Source organism: Salinivibrio sharmensis (genome assembly GCF_001995985.1).
GTDB lineage: Bacteria > Pseudomonadota > Gammaproteobacteria > Enterobacterales > Vibrionaceae > Salinivibrio > Salinivibrio sharmensis.
Genome location: NZ_MUFC01000020.1, coordinates 1 through 13540 on the forward strand (window position 1 = coordinate 1; position 13540 = coordinate 13540).

The 13540-nt window shown below is 51.7% G+C and carries 10 protein-coding genes; 2 read left to right on the plus strand and 8 right to left on the minus strand.

Features of this window, described 5'->3' with window-relative positions; translation table 11 throughout:
• Window positions 1-245 precede the first annotated feature (245 nt).
• The 3 genes from rlmB to motX form a co-directional block, all read right to left on the minus strand.
• Window positions 246-980, minus strand: a complete 735-nt coding sequence (gene rlmB, locus BZG74_RS13730; RefSeq protein WP_077773117.1) for a 23S rRNA (guanosine(2251)-2'-O)-methyltransferase RlmB — start codon at window positions 978-980, stop codon at window positions 246-248.
• Between the two features lie 3 nt (window positions 981-983).
• A complete protein-coding gene (gene rnr / locus BZG74_RS13735; RefSeq protein WP_077773118.1) occupies window positions 984-3479 on the minus strand; it encodes a ribonuclease R in 2496 nt (831 codons plus the stop codon).
• A gap of 217 nt (window positions 3480-3696) precedes the next feature.
• Window positions 3697-4332 carry a flagellar protein MotX gene (motX, locus tag BZG74_RS13740; RefSeq protein WP_077773119.1) on the minus strand — a complete coding sequence of 212 codons (636 nt, stop codon included), beginning with the start codon at window positions 4330-4332 and terminating at the stop codon, window positions 3697-3699.
• A 246-nt stretch (window positions 4333-4578) separates the two neighbouring features.
• Between motX and BZG74_RS13745 the strand changes: the two genes are divergently transcribed.
• The gene (locus BZG74_RS13745) at window positions 4579-4950 is read left to right on the plus strand and encodes a hypothetical protein (RefSeq protein ID WP_077773120.1); all 372 of its coding nucleotides are present in this window, start codon (window positions 4579-4581) and stop codon (window positions 4948-4950) included.
• 59 nt (window positions 4951-5009) lie between these two features.
• On the opposite strand, the gene BZG74_RS13750 is transcribed toward BZG74_RS13745, so the two are convergent.
• The 3 genes from BZG74_RS13750 to BZG74_RS13760 are packed head-to-tail and all read right to left on the minus strand — an operon-like array spanning window position 5010 to window position 11423.
• Window positions 5010-6641, minus strand: a complete 1632-nt coding sequence (locus tag BZG74_RS13750) for a ShlB/FhaC/HecB family hemolysin secretion/activation protein (protein WP_201247391.1) — start codon at window positions 6639-6641, stop codon at window positions 5010-5012.
• A gap of 4 nt (window positions 6642-6645) precedes the next feature.
• Window positions 6646-7434 (minus strand): YDG domain-containing protein, encoded by a 789-nt coding sequence (locus BZG74_RS13755; RefSeq protein ID WP_235605774.1) that lies wholly within the window; start codon window positions 7432-7434, stop codon window positions 6646-6648.
• Window positions 7416-11423: a YDG domain-containing protein gene (locus tag BZG74_RS13760; RefSeq protein WP_077773122.1), complete on the minus strand. Its 4008-nt coding sequence runs from the start codon at window positions 11421-11423 to the stop codon at window positions 7416-7418. The genes BZG74_RS13755 and BZG74_RS13760 overlap by 19 nt, the downstream gene beginning before the upstream one ends.
• A gap of 266 nt (window positions 11424-11689) precedes the next feature.
• On the opposite strand from BZG74_RS13760, the gene BZG74_RS13765 reads away from it, so the two are divergent.
• Window positions 11690-11902: a hypothetical protein gene (locus tag BZG74_RS13765; RefSeq protein WP_077773123.1), complete on the plus strand. Its 213-nt coding sequence runs from the start codon at window positions 11690-11692 to the stop codon at window positions 11900-11902.
• A gap of 32 nt (window positions 11903-11934) precedes the next feature.
• Here BZG74_RS13765 and BZG74_RS13770 read toward each other — a convergent pair whose 3' ends face one another.
• Both BZG74_RS13770 and BZG74_RS13775 read right to left on the minus strand, forming a co-directional pair.
• Window positions 11935-13233, minus strand: a complete 1299-nt coding sequence (locus tag BZG74_RS13770; protein ID WP_077773124.1) for an adenylosuccinate synthase — start codon at window positions 13231-13233, stop codon at window positions 11935-11937.
• Between the two features lie 117 nt (window positions 13234-13350).
• The gene (locus BZG74_RS13775) at window positions 13351-13536 is read right to left on the minus strand and encodes a DUF2065 domain-containing protein (protein ID WP_077773125.1); all 186 of its coding nucleotides are present in this window, start codon (window positions 13534-13536) and stop codon (window positions 13351-13353) included.
• Window positions 13537-13540: the final 4 nt, after the last annotated feature.

A 13540-nucleotide genomic window follows, 5' to 3' on the forward strand; every position in this document is an offset into this window, starting at 1 on the left:
CGAATAAACTCGAAGTCGATGGCACGGTCGATTTTACGAACAAGATGGTCTTTGGGAACAAGTTGTTCCATCGTCACCATTTCAAGTTCATATTGGTGTGGAGAAGGTTCTTGAAGCATACCGGAGCATCCCTATTGCGACACTCCTATTAGATCAAAGGTCTAGCTCGAAAGCTAGACCTTTGTCAGCAGTCTGAACGCCCCAGTTGGGGCGTTTTTCTTCAACGGTGGACAGAGAGGCGGCACTTAACGACGCTGACGCACCGCTTCATACAAACAGACGCCAGTTGCCACGGACACGTTCAAGCTCGACACGCTGCCTGCCATTGGTATCCGGATCAGCTCATCACAGGTTTCACGCGTCAGACGGCGCATGCCATCTCCTTCTGCGCCCATCACTAAGGCTAGCGGCCCGACCAATTTGGTGTCGTAGACATCATGGTCCGCTTCACCCGCCGTACCCACAAACCATACGCCCTGCTCTTTGAGCGCGCGCATGGTTCGCGCTAAGTTGGTGACGCGCACTAAAGGCACGACTTCAGCGGCGCCACAGGCGACTTTTCGTGCCGTGGCATTAAGCTGCGCGGATTTGTCTTTCGGGACAATCACCGCACTGATTCCCGCCGCATCCGCGGTACGCAAGCACGCCCCCAAATTGTGGGGATCAGTCACACCATCAAGCACCAGCAACAAGGGGTTCTCGGTATTAGTGAGAATCGCCTCCAAGTCATTCTCGTTATACTGACGGCCCGCTTTGACACGTGCCACGATCCCTTGGTGCGATGCACCTTGGGTTTTGTCGTCTAACGCCTTGCGTCCGACTTGCTGAATACTGACGCCCAGCATCGCAATCTCATTTAGCACAGGTACCAGACGTTCATCCTGGCGCCCCTTTAACACCATCACCTCAATAAAGCGGGAGGGATCGGTCGCTAAAATCGCTTTAACGGCATGAATACCGTAAATTACTTCATTACTCATGATTTACTTCTTTTTCTGACCCGCTTTGGCTTTTTGTTTCTTCGCCTTTTTCTTACGCGCTTTTTCCGCAGGCGATTTCACTTTGCCCTTTTTGCCGTTTTTATCCGCAGGCGCCTTATCGGCTTCAACATTTGGCACCGCGCCGCGTTTGAGCTGTTGCCGTACCGAGGTGCGCTCACGACGGGCTTGCGGGTCTTTATTCGACTCCGCACGGCCTTTTTTGCGTTTATCGCGCGCGGTTTTGCCCGGGCGACGAGCTTTGCGCTCAGAGCCTACCAGCTCAAAGTCGATTTGTCGCTCATCCAAGTTCACCGACAGCACTTTCACGGTCACCTGATCGCCGAGTCGGAACACACGGCCCGAGCCTTCGCCCACCAGACGTTGCCCTACCATATCAAAGCGATAGTAATCGTTATCGAGGTTAGAAATATGGACCAAGCCATCGATATGTAGCTCATTGAGGCGAACAAAGAAGCCAAAACCAGTGACATTGGCAATCACGCCCTCAAGCTCATCGCCAACGTGATCTTGCATGTATTCGCACTTAAGCCAATCCGCCACATCACGGGTAGCGTCATCAGCACGTCGTTCGGTTTTAGAACACTGCTCGCCGAGCACATCCATATCGTCAAACGAGTAGTGGTAGCCACCGGTCGGGGTCCAACGGTCTTGGTTTTTACCCGCTTGCTTGGCAATCAAGTATTTGATCGCACGATGCAACAGCAAGTCCGGATAGCGACGGATAGGCGAGGTAAAGTGGGCGTATTGTTTTAGCGCCAAACCAAAGTGGCCTTGGTTATCCGCTTGATAGACCGCTTGCTTCATCGAGCGTAGCAACATGGTTTGAATCAGTTCACTGTCAGCACGACCATGCACTTGATGCATCAGTGCTGCGTAGTCTTTCGGTGTCGGTTCTAGGCCACCACTTAAACTCAAGCCTAACTCGCCTAAAAAATCTTTAAAGCCACTAAGGCGCTCTTCTCCCGGCGCTTCGTGAACACGAAAGAGCGCCGGCTCTTTGTGTTTTTCCACAAAACGGGCAGACGCGACGTTGGCCAAGATCATACATTCTTCGATGATCTTATGCGCATCGTTGCGCTCAACCGGCACGATGCGGTCAATTTTACGCTGTGCGTTGAAAATAAATTGGGTTTCCACCGTCTCGAACTCAATGGCCCCACGCTGCTGACGCGCACCACTAAGTACCTTGTACATATCATGCAAGGTCTCCAAGTGCGGTACCAGAGAGCGGTAGCGCTCACGCAACTCCTCGTCCCCTTCCAGAATATGGGACACCTTGGTATAGGTCAGGCGCGCGTGGGAATTCATCACCGCTTCGTAATGCTTGTAGCCAGATAACGTTCCTGATTCTGAAATCGTCATCTCACACACCATACACAGGCGGTCGACTTGCGGGTTCAGCGAGCACAAGCCATTGGAAAGCACCTCCGGCAACATTGGCACCACTTGGTTGGGGAAGTACACCGAATTACCGCGGTTTTGCGCTTCCTTATCCAGCGCCGAATCAGGTCGCACATAGTAACTGACGTCGGCAATCGCCACCCACAAGCGCCAGCCACCCGAGCGTTTACGCTCGCAATAGACCGCATCATCAAAATCGCGGGCATCTTCACCATCGATGGTCACCAGTGGCAAATCACGCAGATCAACACGGCCCTCTTTGGCTTTTTCTGGTACTTCCTCACTCAAGCTTTTCACTTGCTTGAGTACCGCATCAGGCCATTGATGAGGAATATCGTGGGTGCGCATCGCAATCTCGATTTCCATACCAGGCGCCATGTTCTCGCCCAGCACTTCAACAATTTTGCCAACAGGATTGGTTTGCCGCGTCGGGCGCTGCATGATCTCAACCACCACCACATTGCCCATGCGTGCGCCCTGGGTGTGCTCTTTATCAATCACGATATCTTGACCAAGACGGCTATCATCAGGCACCACAAAGCCCATGCCATCTTCAACAAAGTAACGGCCGACAATCTGACCCTGACGCGCTTCGAGCACGCGCACCACACGGGCTTCTTTGCGGCCGCGCTTATCGGTGCCAACACCTTGGGCTAAAATCACATCACCGTGCATCACACTACGCATTTGGTGGTGGGGGAGCATCCAGTCATCGTGGTTGCCTTTGCCCTCTGGGCGTAGAAAACCAAAGCCGTCACGGTGACCAATCACCGTCCCTTTGACCAAGTCCAACCGCTCGGGTAAGGCATAGCATTGACGACGGGTGAACACCAATTGTCCATCACGCTCCATGGCGCGCAGGCGTCGACGTAGCCCTTCATACTGCTCATCACCGGCTAGGCCAAGGTGTGAAAACAGATTATCGCGGCTCACTGGTGCCTTGAAGCTGCGGATAACTTCCAGCAAATGCTCTCGGCTGGGGACCGGATTCTCGTATTTCTCCGCTTCGCGTGCCTGATGAGGATCGGCTGCGAGTGTGTTAGGGGTATTATTTGTCGAACCTGTGTCTTGCGACATAGACCTTTTCCTATTGGCGTATGTTGATTTCATTATATCTGTAAACTGTCGCTATTGCGCCGCGATGATCGCAGTTTGACGTTTTGTTTCAGCGCCTTGCTTGCAGGCAACGAGAGGAGCATGGCACCCAGGCCATATCAAATCAGATTGGGAACAGATGTGTATAGGGAGTGTAACGGATTTTGCGCATAAAGTCGCCTACAGACGCCTCTCGCGGTTACCAATAACTGGTGCGCCGTTTCGCACGGGCGATAATATTCTGTGGCATCCGTGCTTCAAGCGCAGTGCGAAGCTCTGAGATACGGTTGCGGGTTCGAGAATCTGCAGTGATGGTTTGATACAACCAGCGGTAAGCGTCTTCATAATCAAGCGGTGAACCGACATCATCCACCAATAACTCAGCCAGCAAAATGCGCGCACGCGTATCCCCCAGTGAGGCGGCTTCGCGAAGGTAAGGAATCGCTCGGCGTTGATCCTGTTGGACCAGTGTGCCATTGGCGTAGTAACGCCCAATTTGCTCGAGTGCGGCGGGTAGCCCTTGCTGCGCCGCTTGCTTCATATAGTGAACACCGAGGTCCGCGTCTTGATCCACACACACACCCCACGCCAGCATATCACCGTACAAAAATTCATAGGCGGGAGACCCCACACGGGTGGCACGGGCTTCAATATCTTGCACGAGCTGACACTCATCTTGTTTCACCCGCTCAAGATGGGAGTTGGTCTCAAACAGCGTGATGAGTTCACTTTCTTCGTATAATGGCACAGCCGCCCCGACGTCCGCGTGGGCCGTTGTTGTCGTCAGCGTCGCTGTCGTCAAAGAAAGTGAAAAAATCAGCGCTCGAAACTTCATGCCTACTCGCTATTCAACCAGGAAACCCAACAGCAACGCGCACGCCCGCCGTGTGCTTTTTTGTATCGGCACCTTGCATACTGACTTTAGCAAAGGCGGCAAGTTTTTTCCCAGCTCTTCGTCGTCGGGGACGGAGTTGGCCCCTGAGCTGAGCCAGCATATTAGCAGAAGGTACGACATGGACGGCCCCAGTTTTTAATACTCCCCCTTGGCCTAGAAGCCCTCTGAACTCTCAAGCATCAGCATATGGGCACTGCTGTGACACCTCACCGTGTGGCGCTTTATAAGCTGGAGCTGTCCAATGTGACCATGGTTGGCGTGGACGAAATCGCGTCTCGACTCGGGCATCGTTACGTCACCATGTTCCTCAGTCTGCAGCGCAAGCAGAAACCGGTGATTTTCGCTGTCCCAGGTTGCGGCAAGGACAGCATCAAGGATGAGGACCACACACCTAATCAGGTATCGGCATTTGAGGATCTGATTGCCGCTCAGAGCGCCACTGCGGATGCTTGGGCGATCAAAGAAACGTTAAGCTGGAACCAGAAAGCATCAACGCACAGGGAAGGCGATGGCGGTTTTATGTCAGCCCCAGCCTTACAATCAGCGTCAGAAACCTGATCGTAAATTCGCCGGTGGCTGACAAATATCAGTTTAAAAGGCTCTTCTCCAGCTTATGTTTAGAAACTATAGTTGGCACTAAACCAAAGTCTGGGATCTTTCTGGCGGCCATCAGCCTGCGCATCACCGCCATCCAGCTTCCAGGCACTGACCAGCTCCACACTAAAGTCTTGATCTTTATAACGAGCACCAAAGCCAGCGGCAGCCAGCTCACGTGCTCCTTCATCTGTGCCACCTCTGATCGTGCGACCTGCATCCAGCAGCACATAAGGACGGATACCCCAGTCCGATTGGTAACGCAGCTCAATCTGAGTTAACCAGCCGCGACTGTCAGAACCTTCACCCACCGGAAACGCTCTCACCCCGCTGGGTCCACCGATGGAAAAGCTTTCAGAGCCATCCAGCTGCTCATAGTTTGACCACTGGCTGTTAAAGCGGCCATACAAGGAAAGCTTGTCAGACAATGCTTGCAGCCTGATAGCTTCCAGGTTAACCAATAAAAAGCTTTCATCATCGGCTACTGTGCTGCCTATCTGACTGGTGCTGAGTTCCATCTGACCGGGTGTCACTGACAAACTCCCCCAGGTAACCCCTCCACGTCCCAAGGCATCGCGATGATCAAACAACAAGGCTAAAGGCAGGCTGTAGCTTTCCGTGGCCTTTTTATAACTGCTAATGTCTGCCGTATCATCCAGATCCTTATACTGCAGCGTGGCGCTCAGACGCAGGTTGCTAGTCTGCGAACGCAGCATAGGGTAACTCACACCCGTGGCAAAAATATCCGCGGTGCCTGTGTAGCCTTCAAAGCCCTTCCCCAGCGTATAATCCGTGTGGGAATAACTCAGGGAGCCGCGCAGGCCATTCGTCATCAGCGGCATCGCATAACTAAAGCTGCCCAGCCAGGTTTCTTCGCTGGTGTAGAGCGCTGAAACACTCAGTTCATCACCCACGGTGAGCAACCGGTTGACTTGCAGATCCCCGCGACCGCGATAAGCCCCAGAAAAACGGCTACCGTGATTATCAGCAGAGACCCGCCCGGTTATGCGTTGCGTTTCATAAACCTGCACATCCAAATTGCCTGTACCCATTTGTTCACCGGGTCGCATTACAGGCACCACGGCAATACCGGGCAGATCGCCCATGATCATCAATTGACGTTCCAGCAGGCTGGATTCAATCACATCACCCGGCTGCAAAGGGCTGACAAAACGCTGAGCTTCTGTGGCTAGCTCTGAATCACCCTGAGTACTTACCTGTCCATAACGCCCTTCAATGACATAAATCTTCAACTCATTGCTGGCGAGATCCTGCGCAGGCAACAAGGCGCTAGCAAACACATAACCCTGTTTGCGGTAAAACTGGCTGATCTGATTGGCAAGATCTTGCAGACCGGCCATATCATACTGCTTCCCCTTATAGTCACCCAACTGTGCAAGCAGTTTTTCTTCACTAAAAACCTGATTACCCTGCAGGCGAATGGCACTGACCTGCACCTTAGCACCGCCGATTTCAGCAGTTGTCAGTTGACCGGCATCCAGATCTAGTTCAACAGAGGGTGTCAACGGTGCTAGCTCACGCGGCTGGCTTTGCTGCTGAATCTGCCCAGCATCCGGGCGCTCCTGAGCTAAAGTGCTCGCCGGAAACGCAAGCAAAGCCAAAGCAAGTGGGATAGGGTTGAGTTTATACATCATGTTATTACTGTTCCTCTTGAGCCGTCATACCGGCAACTGTGCGAATACCACCTTCAACCACAAAAATACGCTGTGGCCCCATACCCAAAGCACTGCTTCCTGAGTTGAAATCAGCTTCACTGACTTCAACGATTTCCATTCCGTCGGACAGTTGCTGTGTATCCGTGGATGCTCCAACGTCACTAAAAACGTTGCTGGTAGCTGATGAAGTGGCTTCCTTGCGGATCACAGCGACCCGCTGCTGATCTGGAGCGGGCTGAGTGTCATTGCCACGACTAGCAGTGATGCTGGCGGTCAGGCCATTGGGCGCGACCAGCGTGTAGTTACCCGCATCATCCCCAGTCAGCGTCAAACCGGTCACGGTCACAGCTTTATTATCACCGACGTTTTTATCAGCAAATGCCCCCGTCGCCGTGCCTTCCAAGCTCACCTGATCGTTACCCAAAGCATTGATGGCCGCTGTGCCACTTAGGTTGGCATTGGTAGTGGCATCATAGGTTTTGCTCTCGGCAGTTARGCCAGTGACATCCAGGTTGGCTTTGCTGATRCTGGCGGTCAGGCCATTGGGCGCGACCAGCGTGTAGTTACCCGCATCATCCCCGGTCAGCGTTAAACCGGTCACGGTCACAGCTTTGTTATCACCGACGTTTTTATCAGCAAATGCCCCCGCAGCCGTGCCTTCCAAGCTCACCTGATCGCCACCCAGAGCATTGATGGCCGCTGTGCCACTTAGGTTGGCATGGGTAGTGGCATCATAGGTTTTGCTCTCGGCAGTTAGGCCAGTGACATCCAGGTTNGCGTTAAACCGGTCACGGTCACAGCTTTGTTATCACCGACGTTTTTATCAGCAAATGCCCCCGCAGCCGTGCCTTCCAAGCTCACCTGATCGCCACCCAGAGCATTGATGGCCGCTGTGCCACTTAGGTTGGCATGGGTAGTGGCATCATAGGTTTTGCTCTCGGCAGTTAGGCCAGTGACATCCAGGTTAGCTTTGCTGATGCTGGCGGTCAGGCCATTAGGCGCGACCAGCGTGTAGTTACCCGCATCGTCACCGGTCAGCGTCAAACCGGTCACGGTCACAGCTTTGTTATCACCGACGTTTTTATCAGCAAATGCCCCCGCAGCCGTGCCTTCCAAGCTCACCTGATCGCCACCCAGAGCATTGATGGCCGCTGTGCCACTTAGGTTGGCATGGGTAGTGGCATCATAGGTTTTGCTCTCGGCAGTTAGGCCAGTGACATCCAGGTTGGCTTTGCTGATGCTGGCGGTCAGACCATTGGCATTGGGAGCGACCAGCGTATAGTTACCCGCATCGTCACCAGTCAGCGTCAGACCAGTCACGGTCACAGCTTTATTATCACCGACGTTTTTATCAGCAAATGCCCCCGCAGCCGTGCCTTCTACGCTTACCTGATCACTGCCCAGAGGCGTGACGTCAGCTATCAAGTTAGCAACAGTGGTGGCATCATAGGTTTTGCTCTCGGCAGTTAGGCCAGTGACATCCAGGTTGGCTTTGCTGATGCTGGCGGTCAGGCCATTGGCATTGGGAGCGACAAGCGTATAGTTACCCGCATCGTCACCAGTCAGCGTCAGACCAGTCACGGTCACAACTTTATTGTCACCGACGTTTTTGTCAGTAAATTCACCCGCAGCAGTGCCTTCTACGCTCACCTGATCATTGCCCAGGGGCGTGACGTCAGCTGTCAAGTTAGCAATAGTAGTGGCATCATAGGTTTTGTCCTCGGCAGTCAGGCCAGTGACATCCAGCTCTTTTGCGGTGACTTCAAAGGTTGCAAGGCTGCTATCAACAACAATGTCGTAGCCTGTTTGACCTGAGTGAAACCCACTGACAAGATTGCGCGAACCTGCATTTTTGCTATCAAGAATGAAGCCGTCCCCCTGGATGAGGTTTGAATCATAAGTGCCATTTGTCACGCTCCATGTCAGATTGAGCAGGTTATTGTCAACCTCGGTAGTGGCATCGTAGGTTTTGGTCAGGGTGGCATTTTCACTCTTGGTTACAGTTACAGTGGCGACGTCCATAAAGTGACGCAGTAGTGGAGCACTGTGACCTTCATAGATACGCCAGGTTTTATCAGAGCCACCTGTTGTGGATAAATCCCATTCTGCAAAGGTACTGGCAGTTTGCATTTCAGCGGTGGTTTTGCCCTTACCACCTGCGCTGTCTGTTGTACCTGATGCCTCTTTATCCCAATAGCTGTTGGTAATATTGCCACTACTGTTCCGACCGACCAAACCACCAACGTCGCTATCACCACTAATATTGTCTGTCACCGCATAGCTGTTGGTAATATTGCCGCGACTGTTCCAACCGACCAAACCACCAACGTACTGTGCACCAATAATGCCCCCTGTCACGGCATAGCTATTGGTAATATTGCCGCGACTGTTCGAACCGACCAAACCACCAAAGACAACGGACGATTTACCACTAATATTTTCTGTCACCGCATAGCTATTGGTAATATTGCCTTGCCTGTTCGAACCGACCAAACCACCAACGTACTGCTCACCACTAATATTGTCTGTCACCGCATAGCTATTGGTGATAGTGCCTTTCGATTTTGAACCGACCAAACCACCAACGTTGCTATTACCACTAATATTGTCTGTCACCGCATAGCTATCGGTGATATTGCCTTTCGATTTTGAACCGACCAAACCACCAACGTACTTATCACCACTAATATTTTCTGTCACCGCATAGCTATTCTTAATAAAAACATTGTATGCAGATCCAACTAAGCCACCTATATAATCACTACTACCTTCTATATTCCCTGTGGAATAACTGCTTTCAATGGAGAAAACAGACCCATCTCCACTTACATAACCAACAAGTCCTCCTACATATCGGTTTCCTTCCACATTTGCAGAAGATGAACTATTCAAGATAAAGTTTGAGCCCTTTTGCATATTTCCAATCAGGCCACCAACCTGACCGCCACTGGCTTTTACTGATCCAGATGTATGAGCATTATTGACATAGGTGTTGTTGGCGAACCCGATAAGCCCCCCTACCCCTATTCCTTGGGCTTTTCCAGTAACACTGATATTGACTAAACCAATATTTTGGATTCGAGCCCCATCAGTTCGACCAAAAAAACCTTTTGACCCATAACCTGTATCCGCTATTTTAACATCACTTACTTCGTGACCAAGGCCATCAAAATGACCCGTAAATTCACTACCCCTGCCACTACCAATTGGTGTCCAGTCATCATCACCAGTTACAGTCAAATCATCGCCCAGCGCGTAGCTACCTGAGAGATGATCCTTCATCTTCTGAAGGTCGACTTGAGTATTAACTACTGTGTATTCAATAGCTGTTCCGTCATTCCCTAGCTTGGTACTGAAGTTTTCCCCTGCTTGCAGGTTAACGGGAGCATTGATGTTGTAGGTGGCCGTATTGTCCGAAGCTACTGCTCCCTGTCCGTATTCCAATACCAGCTTGCCACCAGAGCCATCACTGGCATCGATGGAACTATTGATTTCGATATTACGCTTAGCATTCAGGGTGAGGGTGTTCCCGCTTGTCCAAGTCACTTCGTCATTAACAAAAATATCGCCGTTGCCGTCTGTTGTTTTGCCTTCAACACTTTGAATGGTGACATTGTTTGTTGCCAGATTGGTACCCAGCTGCGTACCAGTAATATCCCCTCCGCTGGCGGCAATGGTGTAGTCATTGGGATCTATTAGCCACTCTCCGGTCTGGCCATTTTCAGCTTGGGTGGTGACTTGCACATCCTTGATTTCAACCTTTGCTGCTGAGGTTTCGATAAAGCCGCCATTTCCTGCTGTGGGTGCGCTGGCATCCAGGGTGCCTGCCACTTGTGCTGTGCCACTTTGCATATCACCCATCAGCATAATGCGGCCATCTTCGCCCGCAGCAAGCGTTTGTGCCTGGGTGATGCCAGTGTGGTTGATGACGCTGGCGGTGAGTTCGTTGGCGGCTTTGGCCGTCAGATACACCAGTCCACCATCGGCACGAATAGCACCGCCTTGTTCGATATAGGTTTCCAGCTGTGCTTCTTCGACTTCAATGCTCAGTGGCCCACCCAGATCCAGCACTACTTTGCTGCCAGCCCCCATCAGAGCGCCACCTCCCGGGGTAGTGATATTGCCGGTATTGATGATCCGAGTGGCAATCATGGCCACCGCACCGCCTTGAGTAGTGGTGATGTTGCCCTGGTTGATGATGGCGTTGCTGCTGTCACCGGCAAAGCGGTAGTTGCCCGCCATAAAGTCTTCAGTGGTAATATCCAGCGTGGAAGCCACTAGCGAACCCACATCCACTCGTGCGGTATTGCTGAACATAATGCCGTTGGGGTTGACCAGAAAAACCCGGCCATTGGCATTAATAGCACCGCGAATATCAGATACCTGATTGCCAGTCACGCGGTTAAGTGCAGCAGCCTGGCTGTTTGGCTGTACAAAGTTGACGGTGTGGCCTTCGGCAACGGAGAAGTTCTGCCAGTCGATGGCCATATTCTGGCTATTCTGCTGCACAGTGAGGGTGCTGTCGGAAGAGTTAATACTCCCTTCACCGGCCACCACCTGCCCACCGCTAGGTAAGGCCGCCTGAGTCAGGGTTGAAAAAGGTAAAACCAGTAACAGTAGCGTACCGGTGGCAATTCTGTTCGGTGACGTGGCCACCAGTGATCCAGCTGAGGCAGTTTTAGACTTGGAGCGGGCCAGTTCAGACACGGCCTGCCAAGTTCTTGTACTTTTATTCCAGACGACTTTGCACGTCCTATTCATAGCGTAACCCTAATTTTTGGTAGACAACTTTTGATAGTTTACTGCATCAGTTAACAGAATGTAACTTCTTGCTTTATTGTCTAAAAATCAACTCCTGACCAAAAATAGAATGAAGAGGCAGTTTATAGCGCTAGTCACGAGCTTTTTTCGCAGACGGCTAGGGATAACGTCCAGGTAATTAACTTCCGCTTTCTGATGAGGAAACATCAATTTAACCAGAGCTTCCCGTGCAAGAATCTCATTGAGTTTGCTGTTTAGGAGGCTAGATGAGAAAAACTGACTGGTCTAACCAGATAAAAATCGGTACCGTATTGCAGTGCCTGCAGGTGGACTTTACTTTCACTGCGAGCGGATCACAAAAATACACGGATCGCGGTTGTCTTCAATCACGGCAATGGCCGGAGGGGGCTCATTTTTACGCTTTCTCGCGATTTGGCTTCCAATTCACACCACTAGGCATAAAAAAAGCCAGCGATTAACGCTGGCCTTTGTTGTCACGCTATCCAAGTGCTTAGCTGTTGAAAGGATGCACTTTGATAATAGTTTCGTTACGATCAGGGCCGGTCGATACCACATCGATAGGCACACCAGTCAGCTCTTCGATACGCTTGATGTAATCGAGCGCCGCTTGCGGCAGTTCGTCGAGAGATTTCACCCCAAAGGTGTTTTCACTCCAGCCAGGCATGCTTTCATAGATAGGCTCGATGTTCTCATACGCGTCAGCGGCCAATGGAGAAACCTCAACGGTTGAACCGTCTGCCATCTTGTAACCGGTACAGATTTTGATTTCTTCCAAGCCGTCCATCACATCAAGCTTGGTTAAGCAGAAACCCGATACCGAGTTAATTTGTACAGCACGACGCATTGCCACCGCATCAAACCAACCACAACGACGCTTACGGCCCGTGGTTGCGCCGAACTCAGCGCCTTTGGTGCCAAGGTGCATGCCAATCTCATCATCCAGCTCAGTCGGGAATGGGCCTGCCCCTACACGGGTGCAGTAGGCTTTAGCAATCCCCAACACATAGCCAAGATGACGCGGGCCAAAGCCAGAGCCTGCCGCGACACCGCCTGCGGTGGTGTTCGATGAGGTCACATACGGATAGGTGCCGTGGTCGATATCAAGCAAAGTGCCTTGCGCGCCTTCAAACATGATTTTGTCACCACGCTTGCGGGCATCATCCAGCTCTTGGGTCACGTCCATCACCATACCGGTGAGGATGTCCGCTTGATCCATGACTTTCGCCAAGGTCTCTTCGTAGCTTACTGGCTCGGTTTTGTAGAAATGCTCAAGCTGGAAGTTGTGGAACTCCATCACTTCTTTGAGCTTTTCAGCAAAGGCTTCTTTGTCGAACAAGTCGCCAACGCGTAGACCACGACGGGCGACCTTGTCTTCGTACGCAGGACCAATACCACGCCCCGTGGTACCGATAGCTTTCTTACCGCGTGCTTGCTCTCGTGCCGCATCTAGTGCGATGTGATAAGGCAGGATCAGTGGACAAGCTTCTGACAGGAATAGGCGCTCACGCACAGGCACACCACGTGCTTCCAGCTCACCCATTTCTTTCAGCAAAGCGTCTGGAGATAGCACCACACCGTTGCCGATAATACATTTAACGTTGTTGCGGAGGATACCAGAAGGAATCAAGTGTAGGACGGTCTTTTCACCGTCAATGACAAGAGTATGACCTGCGTTGTGACCGCCTTGGTAGCGAACCACGTATTTTGCATCTTCAGTCAAAAGATCAACGATCTTTCCCTTACCTTCGTCACCCCATTGGGTGCCGAGAACGACTACGTTATTACCCATCTTCTTCGATATGCAGCTAGTTAAAAATGGATTCTAGCACCTTAAAAACTCGGTTGCAGTCATTTTTTAACCGTATCGACATTTTCACTCACCTACTCGGTACCAGGCTGCTGAGTGTTAAGCTAAAAACTGGTAAGCCAGCACACCCCCAATCACCACTAAGCAGCCACCCAGGCGTCTCAGTTGCGTGTCAGACTGCTCACCTAAAGCCATGACCATTTGTCGCCACTGTTTGGGCAATAACATCGGCCCTAGCCCCTCTACCACTAACACCAGTGCTAACGCTCCCCACACGCTCTCCATAATG